The sequence below is a fragment of the Candidatus Pelagibacter sp. PS_16 genome (assembly GCF_059417965.1).
The window spans coordinates 65347-85619 of sequence record NZ_CM182074.1 but is presented as its reverse complement, the minus strand read 5'-3'; the positions used below and the strand labels follow the sequence as shown (position 1 = coordinate 85619).

General features: G+C 29.7%; 22 protein-coding genes and 2 tRNA genes. 10 read left to right on the top strand and 14 right to left on the bottom strand.

Annotated features, from left to right (window positions below; all coding sequences use genetic code 11):
* Window position 1 precedes the first annotated feature (1 nt).
* From aroA to AC5SL0_RS00405, 10 genes are read left to right on the top strand one after another with little or no spacing between them, the layout of a single operon-like run.
* Complete coding sequence (gene aroA, locus AC5SL0_RS00450; protein ID WP_494618314.1) at window positions 2–1330, top strand: 3-phosphoshikimate 1-carboxyvinyltransferase; 1329 nt, start codon at window positions 2–4, stop codon at window positions 1328–1330.
* Entirely contained in the window at window positions 1327–1980 is a 654-nt protein-coding gene (locus tag AC5SL0_RS00445) for a (d)CMP kinase (protein WP_020169046.1), read from the top strand. The genes aroA and AC5SL0_RS00445 overlap by 4 nt, the downstream gene beginning before the upstream one ends.
* Window positions 1980–3710 (top strand): S1 RNA-binding domain-containing protein, encoded by a 1731-nt coding sequence (locus AC5SL0_RS00440; protein ID WP_006997411.1) that lies wholly within the window; start codon window positions 1980–1982, stop codon window positions 3708–3710. The genes AC5SL0_RS00445 and AC5SL0_RS00440 overlap by 1 nt, the downstream gene beginning before the upstream one ends.
* A 3-nt stretch (window positions 3711–3713) precedes the next feature.
* Window positions 3714–4004 (top strand): HU family DNA-binding protein, encoded by a 291-nt coding sequence (locus AC5SL0_RS00435; protein ID WP_006997412.1) that lies wholly within the window; start codon window positions 3714–3716, stop codon window positions 4002–4004.
* Window positions 3994–4686 (top strand): orotidine-5'-phosphate decarboxylase, encoded by a 693-nt coding sequence (gene pyrF, locus AC5SL0_RS00430; RefSeq protein ID WP_320412856.1) that lies wholly within the window; start codon window positions 3994–3996, stop codon window positions 4684–4686. The genes AC5SL0_RS00435 and pyrF overlap by 11 nt, the downstream gene beginning before the upstream one ends.
* Window positions 4683–5312, top strand: a complete 630-nt coding sequence (locus AC5SL0_RS00425; protein ID WP_271626125.1) for a phosphoribosylanthranilate isomerase — start codon at window positions 4683–4685, stop codon at window positions 5310–5312. Before pyrF ends, AC5SL0_RS00425 begins: the two co-directional genes overlap by 4 nt.
* Window positions 5302–6534 (top strand): tryptophan synthase subunit beta, encoded by a 1233-nt coding sequence (trpB, locus tag AC5SL0_RS00420; protein WP_271626124.1) that lies wholly within the window; start codon window positions 5302–5304, stop codon window positions 6532–6534. Before AC5SL0_RS00425 ends, trpB begins: the two co-directional genes overlap by 11 nt.
* Window position 6535: 1 nt before the next feature.
* Window positions 6536–7333 (top strand): tryptophan synthase subunit alpha, encoded by a 798-nt coding sequence (gene trpA / locus AC5SL0_RS00415; RefSeq protein WP_271626123.1) that lies wholly within the window; start codon window positions 6536–6538, stop codon window positions 7331–7333.
* Window positions 7330–8259: an acetyl-CoA carboxylase carboxyltransferase subunit beta gene (locus AC5SL0_RS00410; RefSeq protein ID WP_271564467.1), complete on the top strand. Its 930-nt coding sequence runs from the start codon at window positions 7330–7332 to the stop codon at window positions 8257–8259. Before trpA ends, AC5SL0_RS00410 begins: the two co-directional genes overlap by 4 nt.
* Window positions 8213–9481, top strand: coding sequence for a bifunctional folylpolyglutamate synthase/dihydrofolate synthase (locus AC5SL0_RS00405; RefSeq protein ID WP_494618310.1), 1269 nt, complete (start codon window positions 8213–8215; stop codon window positions 9479–9481). The genes AC5SL0_RS00410 and AC5SL0_RS00405 overlap by 47 nt, the downstream gene beginning before the upstream one ends.
* On the opposite strand, the gene AC5SL0_RS00400 is transcribed toward AC5SL0_RS00405, so the two are convergent.
* From AC5SL0_RS00400 to murA, 14 genes are all read right to left on the bottom strand, one after another.
* Entirely contained in the window at window positions 9478–9795 is a 318-nt protein-coding gene (locus AC5SL0_RS00400) for a thioredoxin family protein (RefSeq protein WP_011281744.1), read from the bottom strand. The genes AC5SL0_RS00405 and AC5SL0_RS00400 overlap by 4 nt on opposite strands.
* Window positions 9796–9870: 75 nt before the next feature.
* Window positions 9871–11298: an exonuclease domain-containing protein gene (locus AC5SL0_RS00395; RefSeq protein WP_006997420.1), complete on the bottom strand. Its 1428-nt coding sequence runs from the start codon at window positions 11296–11298 to the stop codon at window positions 9871–9873.
* Between the two features lies 1 nt (window position 11299).
* Entirely contained in the window at window positions 11300–11989 is a 690-nt protein-coding gene (locus tag AC5SL0_RS00390) for a hypothetical protein (protein WP_027306781.1), read from the bottom strand.
* Between the two features lie 37 nt (window positions 11990–12026).
* Window positions 12027–13124, bottom strand: coding sequence for a DNA recombination protein RmuC (locus AC5SL0_RS00385; RefSeq protein WP_494618308.1), 1098 nt, complete (start codon window positions 13122–13124; stop codon window positions 12027–12029).
* 181 nt (window positions 13125–13305) lie between these two features.
* The gene (hisG, locus tag AC5SL0_RS00380; protein WP_494618306.1) at window positions 13306–13995 is read right to left on the bottom strand and encodes an ATP phosphoribosyltransferase; all 690 of its coding nucleotides are present in this window, start codon (window positions 13993–13995) and stop codon (window positions 13306–13308) included.
* Window positions 13995–15047: an ATP phosphoribosyltransferase regulatory subunit gene (locus tag AC5SL0_RS00375; RefSeq protein ID WP_494618304.1), complete on the bottom strand. Its 1053-nt coding sequence runs from the start codon at window positions 15045–15047 to the stop codon at window positions 13995–13997. Before AC5SL0_RS00375 ends, hisG begins: the two co-directional genes overlap by 1 nt.
* A complete protein-coding gene (gene hisS, locus AC5SL0_RS00370; RefSeq protein ID WP_494618302.1) occupies window positions 15025–16422 on the bottom strand; it encodes a histidine--tRNA ligase in 1398 nt (465 codons plus the stop codon). Before hisS ends, AC5SL0_RS00375 begins: the two co-directional genes overlap by 23 nt.
* Window positions 16423–16427: 5 nt before the next feature.
* Window positions 16428–16502 (bottom strand) — tRNA-His (locus AC5SL0_RS00365).
* Window positions 16503–16737: 235 nt separating this feature from the next.
* Window positions 16738–16950: a cold-shock protein gene (locus AC5SL0_RS00360; protein ID WP_006997426.1), complete on the bottom strand. Its 213-nt coding sequence runs from the start codon at window positions 16948–16950 to the stop codon at window positions 16738–16740.
* An 88-nt stretch (window positions 16951–17038) separates the two neighbouring features.
* Window positions 17039–17114 (bottom strand) — tRNA-Phe (locus AC5SL0_RS00355).
* Window positions 17115–17119: 5 nt separating this feature from the next.
* The gene (gene infA, locus AC5SL0_RS00350) at window positions 17120–17335 is read right to left on the bottom strand and encodes a translation initiation factor IF-1 (RefSeq protein WP_006997427.1); all 216 of its coding nucleotides are present in this window, start codon (window positions 17333–17335) and stop codon (window positions 17120–17122) included.
* 2 nt (window positions 17336–17337) lie between these two features.
* Window positions 17338–18624 (bottom strand): histidinol dehydrogenase, encoded by a 1287-nt coding sequence (hisD, locus tag AC5SL0_RS00345; RefSeq protein ID WP_494618301.1) that lies wholly within the window; start codon window positions 18622–18624, stop codon window positions 17338–17340.
* Complete coding sequence (locus AC5SL0_RS00340) at window positions 18624–19019, bottom strand: DUF2948 family protein (RefSeq protein WP_006997429.1); 396 nt, start codon at window positions 19017–19019, stop codon at window positions 18624–18626. The genes hisD and AC5SL0_RS00340 overlap by 1 nt, the downstream gene beginning before the upstream one ends.
* Window positions 19019–20272, bottom strand: coding sequence for a UDP-N-acetylglucosamine 1-carboxyvinyltransferase (gene murA / locus AC5SL0_RS00335; RefSeq protein WP_494618299.1), 1254 nt, complete (start codon window positions 20270–20272; stop codon window positions 19019–19021). The genes AC5SL0_RS00340 and murA overlap by 1 nt, the downstream gene beginning before the upstream one ends.
* Window position 20273: the final 1 nt, after the last annotated feature.

Here is a 20273-nt window from a genome sequence, read left to right as displayed (position 1 = left end):
CATGTCAAAAACACTCATAATTAAAGATAAAATAAAAAAATTTAATAAACAAATACAAGTTAGTGGAGATAAGAGTTTAAGTATAAGATGGGTTCTTTTATCTTCTCAAGCAATTGGAAAATCAAAAGGTTACAACCTTTTAATGTCAGAAGATGTATTAGCTGCAATTGATAGCATCAAAAAACTTGGCATAAAAGTGCGGATACAAAAAAATTACTGTGAAATAGTAGGCAATGGGATTAATGGCTTTAAATACAATAAAAATTTAACAATAGATGCTAAAAATTCTGGAACACTTGGTAGATTAATTTTAGGTCTTTTAATTAAATCTACAAAAAAAATAAAAATAATTGGTGACAAAAGTTTATCTAAAAGAGACTTTTCAAGAGTAACCACACCTCTAAGAAAATTTGGGGTTAAATTTTATTATAAAATAAAGAATAAACTACCTTTAACAATTCTTGGCACACAATCAGCAAAAGGTATTAAATATTTTGAGAACAAAGGTTCAGCTCAATGCAAAAGTAGCGTAATGCTTGCAGCACTAAATGCATCAGGAACAACCTCTATTAAAGCAAAGAAATCAAGAAATCACACAGAATTACTTTTTAAATATTTAAAAATTCCAATCAAGGTAAGAGAGACTAAAAAGTTTGATTTTATAGATATTAAAAAACCAAAAAAAATTAATGCCTTCAATTATCAAATTCCAGGAGACATAAGTTCCAGTGCTTTTTTTATGGTACTAACAACACTTGCTGATAATTCAAAACTTTTAATTAAGAATGTAAATATCAATCCTTCTAGAGTGGGAGTTATTACAATCTTAAAAAAAATGGGAGCCAAAATAACACTTGAAAACCAAAAAAATTATAGGGGAGAAAAAATTTCTAATATTTTAATAAAAAGTTCAAAAAAACTTAAAGCTATTAATTGTCCAGTAGAATTAAATAGTAGTGCCATTGATGAATTTTTGGTTATTTTTTTAATTGCCGCAAAAGCAAAAGGTATTTCTTATTTTAAAGACCTTTCAGAACTAAACCAAAAAGAAAGTCCGAGATTAATTTGGGGTTCGAAAATTTTAAATATGATGGGTATAAAAACAGATTTAACAAACGATTCTATTAAGATTTATGGACAACCTGATTTAGAAATAAAAAAACCAATAACTGTTAAAAACTATCTAAAGGATCATAGAGTTTTTATGATGAGTACAATTGCTGCCTTAACCTTTGGTGGAAAATGGAAAATTCACAATAAAGATTCTATCAACACTTCCTTTCCATCTTTTTTGAAGATAATTAAAAATATAAACCATTCATCACTATGAAGCTTAAAAAAAAAATTAAAATCGCAATAGACTCGCCTGCTGCTGCAGGTGCCGGCACTCAAGCAAAATTAATTTCTAAACATTTTAACTTATTTTATTTAGATACAGGAAAAATTTATAGATTAATTGCAAATATTAAACTTACTCAACCAAATAAGTATAGTCATAGTTTAATAAAAAAAAAGATGCTCAAATTAACTATGAAAGATTTGCAAAATAAAAAATTATTATCAGATGAAGTTGGAACAATGGCATCAATTATATCAAAAGATAAAAAAATAAGAAAACTTGTTCATGCATTTCAAATTAAAAGCGCTTATCATCCTCCAAAAAAGTATAATGGATCTTGTTTAGATGGAAGAGACATAACTTATAAGATAATTCCTGATGCTGATTTTAAATTTTTTATAACAGCAAATACTAAGACTAGAGCTTTAAGAAGGTATAAAGAGTTAAAAGGACTAAATAAGAAAATATCTTTTAATGAAGTCCTAAAAAGTATCAAAAACCGTGACAAAAGTGACTATAATAGAAAAGTTTCACCTCTTATGAGAACTCGAGATTCGGTCTTGATTAATACCACGAATTTAACTAAAAGATCATGCTTTTTAAAAATTAAACAAATTATGGATAGGAAACTAAAAGCTTAATGGAAATTTATAAAGACCTTTCAAACCCTGCCTCTAAAGAATTCGAACAATTACTAAATTCACAGTTTACTAAAACAGCAAATCTTGAAGAAGGAAAAATTATTACTGGTGTAGTAAACAAAGTTACTGATAACTTTGTATTTCTTGAAGTACCTGGTTTAAAATCAGAGCCTATCTTGGATATTAACGAATTAAAAAGCATGGGTATGCTTGATAAAGCAAAAGTGGGTGAAAAAATTTCTGTTCTTCTTGAAAGGTTAGAAGATAAAAAAGGTGAAGTACTAGTATCAGCTTCAAAAGCTCAAAAAATTCAAGGTTGGGACAAACTTGTTGAAGCGTATGAAAAAAATGAACCTATCATGGGTAAAATTACTGGACGTGTTAAAGGTGGATGCATAGTTGAACACATCGATACTGGTTCTTTAATGTTTTTACCTGGATCTCAAATTTCAGATAAACCATTAAAAGACATTAGTCATTTAATGAATGAACCTCAAAAATTTGCTCTAATAAAATTAGATAAAGTTAGAGGAAACGCATGTGTTTCTAGAAGAGAAATAATCTCATCATTTAAAAAAGAAGATAAAATTAAAATTGTCGAAAAATTCAAAGTTGGAGATATAATTAAAGGTGCTGAAGTAAAAGGCTATAGTTCATTTGGTTGTTTTTTTAGTGTTAATGGTGAGCTTGATGTTTTAGTTCACTTACAAGAAATTTCTTATTCAAGAGTTAATCATCCTGATGAAGTTTTTACAATTGGTGAGAAACATGACCTTAAAGTAATCAGTGTTGATCTTGAAAAGCTTCAGGTTGGTTGTTCAGTAAAACAGCTTACACCAGACCCTTTTGAAAACATTTCAAATTACGAACTAAACAAAATCTATAAAGTAAAAGTCGTTAAGCTTATGGACTTTGGAGCTTTTTGTGAGCTTGAAAAAGGATTATCAACTTTATTGCACTCAAGTGAATTAAGTTGGACTAAAAAAAATATTTCTGCAAAAAAAATGTTTAAAGTTGGAGATGAAATTGATTGTGTAATCACTGAAATCGATAAAGAAAAAAGAAGAGTGGCAATATCTCACCGTTTAACAACTGATAACCCTTTTGAAACATTTGAAAAAACTTACCCAATTGGATCTGAGGTTGAGGGTGAAGTTGCAAGTAAAAATGAATATTCTATTTTCTTAAAAGTTGATGGCTTAGATATTGATGCTTTCTTGCATTGTAATGATTTAACTTACCTAAATAATGGTGAAGAAGAATTAGCTAAATATAAAATTGGAGATAAATTAAAAGTTAAAGTGTTAGAAGTAAAAGCAGCAGAACAAAAGGTTAGAGTTGGCTTACGTCAAACTCAACCAGACCCTTTTGATTGGTTTAATGATAAAAAGGTTAAACAAACTATCACTGTTAAGATTATTTCAACTGACAACAAAGGTCTTGTTGTAAGACCTGAGGGCTGTGAAATGGACTTCATTATTAAAAAATCTGCAATAGCTATTAATGCTGCTGATGCAAGACCTGCTAGATTTACAGGTGGAGAAAGAATTGACTGTGCTATCCAAGAGTTAGATATAGATAAAAGAAAAGCAACATTAAGTATTAAACTTTTAGAAGAAATTGAGCGTAAAGTTGCACTAGATACTTATGGTTCTGAAGCAAGTGGTAAAAACTTACCTTTCTCTTCATTATCTGATGATTTAGAGAAAAAGAAAAAAGAAGACGAATAAAAATTGGCTATTGTAAAATCAAAGCTTCTAAAACAACTCGCTAATAACTACCCAAATTTTTTAAAAAAAGACCTAGAAAAGTTTACTGATATTATTCTTACTGAAATAAAGCAGGCCCTTAAACGAGGAGATCGTGTTGAATTAAGAGGTTTTGGAATGTTCTCTACTAATATTCAAAAGGCAAGAATATCAAGAAATCCCAAAACAGGAGAGAAAGTGAATACGCCTGAAAAAAAAACAATTCACTTTAAAATGTCTAAGGAAATGTTTAAAAAATTAAACAATGATGAATAAAAATATCTTTGTTGCTTGTGATACATCAAGCTTAAAAGAAATAAAAAAAATAATTAGCGATACGAAAACTAATAAACTTCAAATAATTCCAAAATTTGGCTTACAGTTCTTTTATTCAAAAAGTGGGAGAGCTTTTCTTCAAAATTTTAAGAGAGATTATTTCTTAGATTTAAAAATAAATGATATTCCACAAACTGCTTTATCTGCAATGGATAGTTTAAAAGATTTAAAGAAATGTAAATATATTACAGTTCATGTAAGCGGTGGACTTGAAATGCTTAAAGCTATTACAAAAAAAGCTAAATCAATTAACAAAAATTTAAAAATATTAGGAGTTACAATTTTAACAAGCCTTAACAAAAAATCTCTTGAAGAAATTGGTCACACCAAGACCGTAGAGCAGTTAGTATTAAAACAAGCTGGTCTTATAAAAAAATCAGGTGCAGCTGGAATTGTGTGTTCTGCACAAGAAGCAAAAATAGTTAGGAAAAAATACAAAAATTTATTTATTGTTACGCCAGGAATAAGGCTACCTGGAGATGATGCAAATGATCAATCTAGAGTAATGACTCCTAATGATGCTTTTAAAAATAAAGTTTCTGGTATTGTAATGGGAAGGTCATTAATAAAGGGTAATATCAAAAACAACATTAAAAGATTAATTAATCACTTAAATCAATGATCCAACCCTGCAAGATTTGTGGGATCTCCGACTCTAAAACTTTGGAATTTTTAACTTCCCATCCTACTCCACCTAAGATGATAGGGTTTATTTGTAATTGGCCTAAATCAAAAAGATTTGTTGAACATGACAAGCTTAAAAAGCTATTAAAAGTTGATAAAAAAAAATCAGAATATGTTGCTGTATTAGTTAAACCTAATGAAGATATATTAGAAAAAATAAAGGATTTACCATTCGATTATTATCAACTTTATGATTGTACACCTACTGAAGTTAAATCACTTAAAGAAAAATATAATAAAAAAATTATTGTTGCGATAACTGTAAAAGATCAAAATGACACAGTTAAATATTTAGAATATAATGAACTTGCAGATATAATATTATTCGACAGTAAAGGTTATGAAAAAAGCATGTCCTTTGATCATCAATTGATTAAAAATATTAAAATTAATAAAGAATTGATGCTTGCTGGGAATATTCAAATTGAAGATAACCTTGAAAATTATAAAGAAATAGCAGACATTATAGATATTTCTGGAGGTCTAGAAACATCTGGATTAAAAGATATTTCAAAAATAAATACTTTTTTAAATAAAATTAAATTAATTAACAATGAAACTTAAAAAAAAGATTCCTTTAATCGATCAGCACAACAAAAATGGATTTTGGGGTGGTAAATTTGGTGGTAATTTTATACCTGAAACTTTAAAAAAGCCTATTGAAGATTTAACTGAACTTTTTGAAAAACTTAGATACGATAAGAAATTTCTTAAAGAAAGAGACTATTATTTCAAGAATTATATAGGCTCTCCTACTTCATTTGTTAAACTTCAAAACCTATCAGATCACTTAAGTGGAGCTCAAATATATGCCAAAATGGTGTCAGAGGCGAACGGAGGAGCTCATAAAATTTATAATGCAACAGTTCATTGCCTTATTGCTAAAAAAGCAGGGAAAAAATATGTCGTTGGTGATACGGGCGCAGGTTATGCTGGAAAGATGCTGAGTATGGCTGCTAAAAAATTTGGCCTTAAATGCAAAATATTCATGGGTGCAAAGGATATTAAAAGACAAAAGCCTAATGTAGATGCAATGAAAAAGAATGGTGCAGAAGTTGTACCCGTTTATTCAGGAAGCCAAACATTAGTAGATGCTGTCAGTGAATGCATGCGTTATTGGGTTTCAAATTGCGATAACACCCATATGTGTGTTGGATCAACAGTAGGCCCTAATATATTTGTTAAAATTTGTGGCTGGAGTACAGCTCAAATTTCAAGAGAATTAAAAGTTCAAATTCAGTCAGAATTTAAAAAGATGCCTAAAAGAATTAAACTCATTAATTGTGTTGGAGGTGGAAGTTCAGCTTATGGGTTTTGGAGTGAGTTTATTGATTATGACAAAAAGCAGATTGAATTAATTGGTGTTGAAGCTGGTGGACCAAAAAGTTCAAAACTACATGCAGCACCTCTAACTAATGGAGCTAAACTCGGAATATTGCATGGAGCTGCAGCTTATGTTTGTCAAAATAGTGAAGGACAAATTAACGATACCGCTTCTATTTCTGCTGGATTAGATTATCCTGGGGTATCCCCTATTCACTGCTTCTTAAAAGATACTAAAAGAGCAAGATATACATCTGCAACTGATGAGGCAGCTTTAAATGCATACAAACTAGTTACAAAACTTGAAAAAATAAACCCAAGTCTTGAACCTAGTCATGCTTTTGCTGAAGCTATAAAAATTGCTCCAAAATTAAATAAAGATACTATCATTATTGTTAATTCTTGTGGTGATGCCAAAAAGGATCGTGATATTTTAAAAGAAAGATTGGGAAAAATTAACTAAGATGTCATTAATCAACTTAGCATTTAAAAAAGTAAAAACTGAAAAGAGACCTGCATTACTAACTTACACGGTAGCTGGAGATAATACTAAAAAGAAGTCTCTTGAGATATTAAAATCAATTGCAAAATATGCTGACATTTGCGAAATAGGATTTCCTCATAACACTCCAATTGCAGATGGTGGACAGATTCAATCAAGCGCTTATAGAGCTTTGAAAAATGGTATTAAAATTAAAGATGTTTTTTCAATAGTTAAAAATTTTAAAAAATCAAAACAATCAAAACCCGTAATATTGATGGGTTATTATAATATGATTTATCAATATGGAGATAATAACTTTATAAATATTTGTAAAAAAGTAGGAGTAGATGGATTAATTGTTGTTGACCTTCCTTATCCAGAAAATAAAGAATTTGCAAAAAAATGTAAGAAAAAAGATATTAGTTTTATTCAATTAGTATCTCCTACTACATCTCTGGACAGAATGAAAAAAATTATAAGAGACTCACATGATATGGTCTATTATATCAGTATGCTCTCAACAACTGGTGGCAAGCTAAAGGTTTCACCTAAAAAAATTTTAGAGCGTTACAGTAAAATTAAAAAACTTAACAAGAATAAGAATATTGTAATAGGCTTTGGGATCACTGAAAAAACCATAGCATCTTTAAGAAAGGCTGATGGATTAGTGGTTGGCAGTGCTTTATGTAAAGAAATATCAAATTCTATTAAAAAACGCCAAAATCCTGTCACAAATGTAACTAATATTGTGTTAAAGTTAAGAAAAAAAATAGCATGAATTGGATTAAAAAAACTTTAAGATTTGGTGAAAAGATTAAAACCATCATTAAAGCACGTGCAACCAAAACAGAGATAGCTAATAGTGACTGGACCTCATGTTGTAAGGGGCCAATCTTAAAAAAAGATTTAGAAGAAAACTTATGGGTTTGCCCATCTTGTAACAAACACCACAGAATAAGCCCACGTCAGAGATTTGACATTATATTTGGCAAAAATAATTATGAAGTTTTAAAAACTCCAATTCCTCAAGATGACCCTTTAAATTGGAATGATGCAAAACCTTATAAAGATAGATTAAAAGCTGCTAGAAAAAAAACTGGCATGGATTGTGGAATGATGGTTGTTAATACTAATATTCTAAATTTAAAAATCACAGCAATTGCATCTGATTTTGATTTTGTAGGTGGCTCAATTGGTGCTGCAGAAGGTGAGGCTTTTTTATACGGAATTCAACATGCAATAGAAAATGAGCAACCTTTTATAGTATTTACTTCTGGTGGTGGAATGAGAATGATGGAAAGTCTCATATCTTTAAGCCAAATGACAAGAACGACACTCGCAATTAACGAACTAAAGAAAAATAATTTACCCTATATTGTTGTTCTAACTGATCCAACCGCTGGTGGTATTACAGCATCATATGCAATGTTAGGTGATCTACACCTAGCAGAACCAGGAGCGCTTATAGCTTTTGCAGGAGCTAGAGTAATTCAAGGCACTGTAAGAGAAGAGTTACCAGAGGGCTTTCAAAGAAGTGAGTATGTAGAAAAAACTGGCTTTGTAGATTTAATTGTAGAGAGAAAAGACCTAAGAGAAAAAATTGGTTCATTATTATCAATATTGTTAAAGAAAAATTCTGCTATAAATTCATCAGAAAATGAAACTTCAGAAGATAGTAGAGCGCTTACAAAAGCTGCATCCTAAAGAGATTGATCTAAGTCTAGATCGAACTAAAAATCTTTTAGAAAAATTAGGCAATCCTCAAGATCAAATCAGTTGTATTTCTATTGTTGGCACAAACGGAAAATTTTCAACTATCCAGGCACTTTATGCAATTTTAAAAGAGGCTGATTATAAATGTAATATTTATACCAGTCCCCACATTCAAAAAATTAATGAGAGATTTGTTTTTGACAATAAGCCTCTAACAGATGATGAATTAGCCAATCTTTTTTCTGAAATAGAAGAAGCTAATAATCAAACACAAATCACTTTCTTTGAAATTTTAACGGTTGCATATTTTCATTATGCAAAGAAATACCCTGAAAACATTAACTTAATTGAGTCAGGTCTATTTCATAGATTTGATGCAACCAATATTTTAAAAAAAAACTTAGCTAGTATTGTAACAGCTATTGGTCTGGATCACTTAGACTGGCTTCCAAAAGAAGAGCAAACAGTTGAAAAAATAATATTTGAGAAAACATCCACTTTGTTAAACTCTAAAATCGTAGTTGCAAAACAAAGTTCAAATGAAATAAGCAAAAGTATTGAAAATACAATTAAAGACAATACTTCTAAAAAAATAATCTTTAATAAAAATTATAATTTTACATTAAAAGAAAATGATTTTTTTTATTTTGAAGATGAATTTGGTGCTCTTAAACTTCCAAAACCTAATTTGCCTGGAGAATTTCAATTAGAAAATGTCTCTACGGCAATTGCAACTGCTAGACAATTAACAGAATATAAAATAACTGATGAACATATTAAGAGTGGTATTACTAAAATAGAAAGTACTGCACGACTACAAGAGTTAAAATCTGGAAAATTAAAAGATTTAACTAGTAATAATTTATTATTTGTTGATGGATCTCATAATCCACTTGGTGCAAAGGTATTAAATGAATATCTTCAAAGTCTAAATTGTAACAAACATATTATTTTAGGAATGATGGCCAACAAAGACCACAATGAATATATGAGTTACTTTAAAGATATTAAATCATTAACAACAATTGACATTCCAAATCAACCCAATGCTATTAAGGGAAGTGAACTTAAAGGGAAAATTAAAAATTTTGAAAATATTAATTATAAAAATTCTATTGAGGAAGCAATTAGCTCAATTGATCTTCAAGAAAATGATATTATTTTAATTACAGGATCTTTGTATCTTGCGGGAGAAGTTTTAAACTTAAACTAGATATTCTTATCTAGAAATTCTTTCATTTGACTCTCAGCAACTCCACCAACTTTTCTGTCTACTTCAACACCTTTTTTGTAAACAATAACAGTTGGTACACCTCTTACACCAGCAGCTGAACCTGTGTTAATTCCACCATTTTCTATGTCAGCATAATAAAAGTTTGCTTTATCTTTGTAGCTATCTGAAAACTTATCCATGATGGGTTTAAGGCTCTTGCACGGAGCACACCATTCTGCAGAAAATTGAACTACAGAGATATCTTCATTCTTAATTTTTGTTTCAAATTCTTCGTCTTTAAAATCAATAAGCATGCTTCATATATAAATTCTTATTAGATTTATTCAATATGTAAAAAATGATTTTTTTAGTTAATTAACAGAGACTTATTATGCTTGTTCGTATTTTTTTTGAATACCTTCTACGAACTCATTAATTTCGTCTAGAAACTTCAGCTTTTTCTCATCTTTTTCGTTTGTATATCTATCTCTTAAATTATCACACTCAAAATAAAATTCTTTGCATGTCCACCATTTTTCTTTTTCATCACTTAATATTCTTTCGGCTATTCCACGCTTAATAGTCTTAAACATATCAGGTGGAAGTGTCTCAGGTGATTCTTGATATATTATCTTTTTTCCAAAGCTTACCATTCTCTCGTCTTCAAATTTATCTAATAATATTAATTTATCTTTCCAAGAAGCTGCATGCCATTTTGGAAATAAAGCTGTATCTTTTTGAGGAGTAAATTTTTTATAAATTGTCTCTTCTGCCAGTAAATCAACTTGTGAATCGAATTGTGCTTTTTCTTCAGCTGTTTCTCGTAATGCTGTTAAAACATTTTGAGAAAATCTCTCATTACTGTTTACTAATTTTGCACGCTCTTTAATTAGATCAGGATCAAGATTACTATATGGTTCAACTTGTAGTCCATAACTTGCGTCTAGAATTATAGGAGCTTTATTTGATCGTATAGTTCTTAAAAACTTTAATTTTTTAATAGCACTTTTAAGTTCAGAAATTGACATATCAAATAATGGAATAGGATCAATTTTAAGGTCAAAAGCTTGACCCCATTGATAGATTGGGTGAATACAATGTTTTGGGTGAAGTGGTGCAACTACAAATCTATAATTTTTACCAAAATGATATTCTGCTAATGTAAACATTTTTTCAGTTTTAAATATCGTCTCAGTATCACTCTTGTTTGCTGTTCTTAAAAATGTATCCCAAGTCTGAGGTTGATTTTTTTTAATTAATCCTAAAACCTTAACGGTTAGTTCTGCATCAAATAAAGCTGAGTGAGCTCCACTTGATTCAAAGCCATTCATTCTAGCTAACGACTCTAGTTTCATGACCGCATTACCTTTTGCATTTGTTTCAGTTTTTATAACACTCTCATCAACTGCATGGGCACCTCTTGCAATGTTTAAACCATCATGTCTTTTGTTAGGGGTTGCATTGGTGATATAAGGATATCTAATTCCTCTAAAGAATTCGTTTCTTATCATCTCATCATCAAAGCCAATGTTTGACCAACCCATGAATATTGCTGGGCTCCATTTTTTAAATGTTGCTTCTAACTGAGATAACATTTGGTAATGACTTAAATTTCCTTTAGTTAATAAATCAACACTAGTCTTGTTAACTATCAAAGCCATTGCTTGAGGAACTTCTCCTTCTGGTAATCTACATCTAAAATTAAAACGATCTAATTCTTTAAAATTTGGGTCAACTAAAATACCACCTACTTCAATAATACTTCCCCATGAAGTATTGGCACTACTAGATTCAATGTCCCATATTGCTAAATTCATATTAGTTCATATTCCGTTGATGATAATATTGTTCTACTTTTTCTAAAAACTTGTTTTGGTATTCTTCTAGTTTTTCACCTTGAATTCTAAAGTCTTGGAATAAATTATCTACAGTGCAAAGTAAAACAATTCCTTGGGTTATTTTTGAATTATGGACAACGTTATGAGCTAATGAATATGCCCCTAATTGAAGATAATAGTCCTCAATCCACTCTTCTTTTTTTGGTTTATTGGATTGTTTAAAATCAATGATAGTTTCTTGCCCTTCATACACACCAACTGCATCACATGTACCTGCGTATTTTCCAGGATAATACAATGTTGCTTCAGTACCATAAATTTCTGACAATTTTCCTTTAATACCTTGTTCGATAATTTCGTCTGCCATTTTTTTAGATTTGCTAGCCTCTTCTTCTAATAACTCTAAATTTAATTGACCTAATAAATATTTTTCTAAATGAGAGTGCATTGATGTGCCTCTACTTGAAGCATCATTTTTAATTCTATTTGCTTCAGCAGCTCCCACTCTTGCCTTCCAATTTGCAAGGGATGCTTTTTTTTCTTCACTTTGTGTTGCTTGTAATATGGAAGTTACTGAAGGAAGCTTTTCTTGATTTACAGCATACATCCTTGAACCACTCACCATTGATCTCATAGATTTTGGATAAGTAAATTTATTATTCCACTGCATATAGTTTGTTATAAGCGGTATTGAAGAAAAAAAGAAATTAATTTTTTACTTGTTTTGAATGGTCAACAAATTTTTCTACATTTTCTGTTTGAACGGCTTTATCAACTCGTTCAGGATCTTTAATATTTTCTAGGCTTCTGCTAATCGATCTTGCATCTGTTCCAAACTTATCAACAACAATCATTGCTTCTTCTAATTTTTTTCTAAGAGCAACTATATTTTCAAAATGTTTTCCAAATCTTGAGCTAATTGTTTTTAGATGATCGTAGATTTCTGTTGCACCTTTTTGAACTTTTAAAGATTGAAAGCCCATGTGTAATGATTGCAAATAAGCAGAAAGAGTATTTGGACCACAGATTACAACTTTATGTTTTTTCATTAATTCTTGAGTTAATAATTCTTTAGTAGTTGGATCTTGGTATTCAGTTAATTCTTTGTATAAACTTTCAGTTGGTGCATAAACTATTGCAAAGTCTGTAGTTTTTGGTGGAACAATATATTTTTCATTAACACTTTTAGCTTTTGCTTTAAATGCAGTAGCTAATTTTGCTCTTGCATCTGCAACAGCTTTTTTATCATCAGCATCATAGCCATCAGTAATTGCTTTAAATTTTTCTACTGGAAAATGCGAGTCTACAGGCACCATTACATCACCCTGAAGTTTGATTGCAAATTCAACATTTTCACCTGTATCTTCTTTCATCTTAACGTTAGTCATGAATTGAGAGGCAGGTAATAAGTCTTTGATTAGAGCATCTAATGAAAACTCTGCAAGAGTTCCATATTTTTTAACTCCAGCTAAAATTTTTGTTATACCTTCTTGGCTTCTATTTAATATTTGAACTTGTTGATTAAAATTTCCAACTTTTTCATCAACTTTTGTTAGGGCCTCTGTCATATCTTTAGTTACCCCCGTTGATAAATTGTTAAATGAAGTCGACATTGAACCAAGTGAAGTATTAATAGTAGTATTTAAAGTATCTTTTAATGAAGTAATTTCTGTCTTTAAATTGGCCATCTCTTCAGCTTCCTTATTTTCACTATCATCTTTTGCCTTAGATCTTAAGTTTAGATAAAGGATTGTTAAAGCAACTCCTAATAACAAGACTAATACGGTTAATAAAATTATGTCCATGATTCTAGGAGATATTTTATAGTAAAAATTTGATTTATATATGTAATTATTTAAAACTGTCTTTATGGAATTAATCTTAATACTAAAAATACTACTTATCATAGGAGCTATTGTTGCAGCTTATGCAGTACTTAGAAACCTTGATATTATTAGGATTATTTTAATTTACGTAAAAGATACTTTACTTCGAAAGTAACTTAACTAGTTTTTTAACCAAACCATTTTTTAAAGAAGATTTTGAAGCCATCATGCAGGCTTCTGACTTTAAAATTTCACCATCTTTAAGAATTCGAAGATTATTTGCTCTTAGAGTTTCACCAGACGAAGTAATATCAGTTATAATTTCAGATGACTCTGTAAAAGGATACGCTTCAGTTGCACCTAAACTACTAACTAATTTAAATTGAGTAACTCCTTTTGAAAACAAAAACTCCCTTGTTAAATTGGGATATTTCGTTGCCACTCTTAATCTTTTTTTCTTTTTATCTTTAAATTCAAAAGCAATTTCTTCTAAATCAGCAACCGTTTGAACATCAATCCAAGGATCTGGGATGGCCACAACCAGTGTTGCTTTACCAAAACCGTAATTCTTAACAACACTTATCTTTTTTTTAATATTTACTTCACTTTCTTTTAATAAATCAAATCCAGAAAAGCCAAGATCTAAAGAGCCATCTCCAAGTCTTTCAACTATCTCTCTTGCATGAAGATATAATACTTTAACATTTTTCAAGTTTTTAATAGATCCTAATAAATCTCTTTCACCTCTTTCTGAGATTAAATTTAGTTTATTTTTTTTAAATATCTTTAAGATATCAGCTCTCAATCTACCTTTACTTGGAATACCGATATTAATAATATTTTTTATCATTAGTAATTTAAATTTAAAGCAGCTCCTACTGCTGGAACTTGTTTTTTTGATCCAAGGTCTGAAATTAGATTGTCGTAACGTCCACCGTTAATGATGTTAATATTTTTAGATTTAGATTTAATATCAATTTTAAAGACCATACCTGTATAATATTCTAATTGACGCCCAAAAGACGCTGAGAACTCTACATTTAATTTTTGAATTTTATTTAATGAAGTTGGGAAATATTTTTGATCCACAACTAAATTAATTTTATTTTTTTTAAAAAAAATATTAAGGTTTTTAGCAGCATGTCCTATTGGACAGTTAATTTTTAAAAACTCTTTAATAATTTTTGAAACTTTTTTACCTCTACTAGCTCTTCTTGGATCTTTAATCTTGTTATCAAATCTCTTTAAAATCTCTTCAATTGATCGTCCAGCAACTACTGTTTGCTGTTTATCTTTTAGCATTTTTTGATATCTCTTTTTATCAACCTCAACAATTGTTGGGTCCACATCAGAGTTTGTCTCTAACCTTTTTAATAAATCATTGAAGTATACTTCTCTCCAAAAGTGTCTTGAAAGCCTTAACTTCCATCTTTTTGGGATATCTAATTTTGAAATTAATAAATTGAAAATCTCAACATTACCAATTTTTAAAGTCCCTGATGAATATTGTAAATTAGATAAAGATTTTAGGGCTGTATTAATAATTTCTTTATCATCTTTTTTTTCATCTTTAGAACCGATGATCTCAAAGCCAACTTGATCTCTAATAATAGAATCTTTTTTATTATTTGATTTTCTATAAGCCTGACCGCTATAAAATATTTTCTCTTTTCCTTTAAGATTGTTTTCTAGGTATCTTAAACATGATGCTATTGTAAGATCTGGTCTTAGACAAAGCTCACTACCATTTTGATCAGTAAATGAAAAAATAAACTTTCTAAAATTTTCCCCAGATCGTTGAACGATATGATTGGCCTCAATTACTGAAGGTAAATCAATATATTTAAACCCTTTAGACTTAACAGATCTAAGAATTTTTTCAGATAAATTTTTTGATTTCATTAATTAAATTTTCTTTTGGGAACGTTAACTGATTATTTTCACCTTTAACTCCTAAAAGGTTTTTTAAAGTAATCGTATTATCTTTAAATTCATTTTCACCACAAATAACAGCTATCGGGCATTGTTTTTTATTAGCATATGTTAATTGTTTGCCTAGATTTTTTTTACTATCTAAAAATATTTCAGAGTTAATATTATTGTCTCTTAAAACTTTTAAAATTTCATAATAATTTTTTAAATACTTTTCATCCATTACACAAATAATGACTGGTTTTTTCTCATCAACTTCAATTTGATCAAGTTGCATCATAGCGAATAATAATCGGTCAACACCAATACTCATTCCAGTTCCAGGAATATCAACTCCCTTAAATCTTGAAATTAATTTATTATATTGTCCACCTGAACAAATACTTCCTATATCAACTTCTTTGCCTTTGTTATTTGTTGTCTTAAAATTTAAATTTGTTTCAACACAAAATCCGTCATAATAAGCAAGACCTCTAACAATTGTAAAGTTTGTCTTTATTTGATCTAAATAATCTCCATAACTTACTATTTCTACTAATTCTTCTAGTTCTTTAATTCCTTCTTGGGATAAAGGGTTTTTTAAATTTTCTTTTAATTCTTCTAAATCTTTTACTTTCAGGAAGTTAATTATTTGTGAAGCTTGATCATCTTTTAAGTTAGCACCCTTTGTAACAGCTCCACTTGCATCTACTCTTTCTTCTTTTAATAAATCTTCAACTCCTCTTAAACCAAAGCCAGGCTTATCTAATTTATCTATTGCTCTCATAACCTTTATCTTCTTATCATCGGATATTTTAAGGTCTTCAATTAAACCTTGAACAATTTTTCTATTACTAATGTTAATAACGAACTGATCTTTTTTTAAACCACAGGCAAGAAGTGTACTTGCAATTAAATTACAAAGTTCGGCATTGGCTTGAGCTGGATTAACGTTACCAACGATATCTGCATCACATTGTAAAAAGCTTCTATAGCGAGCATTGCCTGCTTTTTCGTTTCTCCATACATCACCCATTTGATATCTTTTATAAGGTAAGGGTAATTCCTGATTATTTTGAGCAACAAATCTAGCTAATGGACTTGATAAATCATATCTAAGTGTAATATTTTTCTCCCCATCTTTGAATGAGAATACGTCAGACATAGGATTACTATCATCATCTGCAAGAAATGATCCTATGTTCTCTGAAATTTCAAATGAAGGCGTTTCAAGAGCACCAAAACCAAATTTTACAAAATTAGCTTCAATAATATTAATTAACTTTTTCTTGAGAATTAATTTTTTGCCCCATCGATCTTCAAATCCTGAGGGTAACCCAGGAATTAGTTTATTTTCTTTATTCATCTTTTTGGTACCCGGGCTGAGAATCGAACTCAAACTTAAAGTTCCACAAACTTTCGTGCTAACCGTTACACCACCCAGGCATTCCTTGTGTTTATATTATTTTTGTGTGGATTTAAAATTATATTATAAATAAATAGCCTAAAGGCTATGGAAACAAAGTCTGTGAGTACTTCTTGAAGTCTCTCTGTATGTAATATTCATAGTCATGATCAGTCTTTTAGACAATTAAGAATAATTTTCAACACCTAAATATAAAAGGACGTTAACCTTATTTTTAAGGATTAAACGCCCTTTTAGATTTTTGAAGTTTAAGAACTAGTCTATTTTTTTTAAATTTACAGCTGAAGGGCCTTTCGGGCCATCCTCCATCTCAAATTCTAGTTTATCACCTTCGTTTAAAAAACGCATACCTGCAGTTTTTACTGCTGATGCGTGAACGAATGCATCTTTTTCTTTATCTTCTCTTTCAATAAAGCCAAAACCTTTTTTACCGTTAAACCACTTTACTGTTCCTTTTAGTGTGCTCATTTTTACTTATCCTTTTATTATTTATATAAAAAATTATTTTATTTTTTTTATTTTTTCAATAATTTTTTGGATTTTTAAAGGGAGGTGGTGGTGGCCCCAACTGGACTCGAACCAGTGACACACGGATTTTCAATCCGATGCTCTACCAACTGAGCTACAGGGCCCCTTATTAACCTCTAAAAGTGATACGACCTTTGGTCAAATCGTAAGGTGTCATTTCAACTTGAACCTTATCACCTTGAAGTACTCTAATTCTGTTCTTACGCAATTTGCCTGCAGCATGAGCTGTAACAATATGGCCGTTTTCTAATTTTACTCTAAACATTGCATTTGGTAATAAATCCTCAACAATTCCTGAGAACGACAGCATTTCTTGTTTTGACAAATTTATTTTCTCCTAATTCTTTTTTCTACCGACTTAGCGTGTCCCACTAAACCCTCGTAGTTTGCAAGTGTTATAACTGATGGACCAAGGGTTTCAATCCCTTTTTTTGATAGGTTTATATATGAAATTCTTTTATAAAATTCATTAACACTAACTCCACTTGAATATCTTGCTGAGGAATTGGTTGGCAATACATGGTTAGAGCCAACATTATAATCTGTCATTGCCATTACAGCATATTTTCCTAAACAGATAGATCCTGCATTTTTAATCTTACTCACTACCTTTTTATAGTTCTTAGTATTAAGCTCTAAGTGCTCAGGAGCAATTTTATTTACTGTGTTAATAATTTTTTGGTCAAACGGCATATGAATTAAAATTCCATTATTAAGTAGACTATTTTTTGCAATCACTGCTCTAGGCAATTCTTTTAATTGATTGATAATTTCATAATTAACTTTTTTAATAATTGATTTGTCTTTTGAAATTAAAATACATTGAGCAAGGTTATCGTGTTCTGCTTGACCTATTAGATCGCTCGCTATCCATTCAGGATTTGAAAACTTATCACAAACAATTGTCACTTCAGAAGGACCTGCAATCATTCCTTCAATTCCAACATCTCCAAATACTTCTTTTTTTGCTGCAGCTACATAAGAATTTCCAGGGCCAATAATTTTGTCAACTTTTTTGATTTTCTTAGTACCATATGCAACAGCTGCAATAGCAGATGGTCCTCCAATTGAATAAATCTCTTTAATCTTACATTTTTTAGCAGCATATAATACCGCAGGATTTTGTTTACCTTTTTGACCTGGATTAACCATAACTAGTCTTTTCACTCCAGCAACAATTGCAGGTACTGCATTCATTAAAACACTGGAAGGATATGAAGCTGTTGAACCAGGTACATAAATTGCAACTGATTCAATAGGTACGTATTTATACTCTAATTTATTTTTTAGTTTGTCTGTATAAGAAATGTTTTTAAATTTTTGTAATGAATGGAATTTATAAATTCTATCATAAGCAAGATCGATTGCCTTTTTAACTTTTGGATCTAAAGACTGAATAGCTCTATTAATTTGTTTTATGCTTGGGGCAATAATACTATTTTTATTAAATCTCTTTTCATACTTTAAAATAGCTTTATCTCCATTTTTCTTAACATCTTTAATAATTTTAATAACTGAAACTGAATTAAGTTGGACTCTATTTTTTCGTTTAGACAGTAATGCGTCTAAAGTTTTGTCAAAGTTTTTATTTTTACTATCTAATATCTTAATCATTAATCAGCTTTGTTTTGGTCATCTAAAGTTACTTCAATTATTTCTGTCGATAATGTAATATATGCATTGTTTGTAAACATTAAGTTTATCTCATAATTGTCATTATTTTTTAAATAATCCATCCCAATTAACTCTAATTTTTCCTCAGGGTCGTTTTGTTTAATATTTTTAGATTTAACTCTATCTACAAATTCAAATTTGCAAATACTAGTAATTTTTTTATCTTGTTCTTCCGTTTCTACTTTAGATCTTTTTAATGATAATAGAAAAACTTTGTTTTTCTGAAGATACTTAATTTCATTAACTTTAACTTCAGCTCCAGAGCAACATGCTGAGATTACTTGTAATCCCTCATTATCTGTAGCTATAATTTTTGATAAATATTTTTTATCCATTAATTAATTCTCTTAATTTTAGCCCCTACTTTTTTTAATTTCTTCTCTATATCTTCATAGCCCCTATCAAGGTGATATATTCTATTAATTACTGATTTTCCTTTAGCTGCAAGAGCTGCAAGAATTAAAGATACAGAGGCTCTTAAATCTGTGGCCATTAATTCTGCTGCTTCAAATTTGATATTTCCTTGTATGCTTGCTTGATTTCCATTAATAGAAATTTTAGCTCCCATTCTATTAAGCTCTGCAACGTGCATAAACCTATTTTCAAATATTTCTTCTTTAATATGAGATCTTTTATTAGCCTTACATAATAATACCATCATTTGTGCCTGCAAATCTGTTGGAAACCCTGGATAAGGAGATGTTTTAATATTTATATTTTTAATCTTTTTACTTCCTTGAATAAGGATTTCATTTTTTTTTAAAGTAATTTTTGATCCTACTTTTTTTAAGATATTAATTTCTGTACTTATTATCTTAGGATCAATTCCAGTAATTTTTAAATTTCCTTCAGTTAATGCTGCAGCTATTAAATAAGTTCCAGCCTCTATTCTATCCGGCATTACTGAGTAATCTAATTCTTTAAGATTGTTCACTCCTTCAATTCTAACCGTTCTCTTTGCAGTCCACTTAATATTACACCCCATATTAATTAAAAAATTAACTAAATCTTTAATCTCAGGTTCAATCGCACAATTTGATAAAGTTGTTTTTCCTTTAGCTAAACATGCGGCTATAATTAAATTTTCTGTAGCACCAACTGAAACTTTAGGAAATTTTATATTTGCTCCTATTAATCCTTTGGGTGCATTAGCATGCACATAACCTTGGATAATTTTATATTTAACTCCAAGTTTTGATAGAGCTTGTAAATGAATATCAACAGGTCTTGTCCCTATTGCGCAGCCGCCAGGTAATGAAACTTTTGCTTTACCAAATTTAGCAAGTAATGGTCCTAAAACTAATATTCCTGCTCTCATAGTTTTAACCAAACTATAAGCTGCAAAAGTTTTTGTTTGCTTGGTATTTTTGATAATCAATTCTTTTTTATTATCTTCAATAATTGAACCTAATGACTTTAATAAAAGTATCATTGTTTCAATATCTTTTACCCTTGGGAGGTTTGCTAAAGATATCTTTTTATTTGATAATAATGTTGCAGCTAAAATAGGAAGGGATGCATTTTTAGAACCTGAAATTCTAATTTGTCCCTTGAGCTTTGCTGCCCCAAAGACTTCCAATTTTTTCATG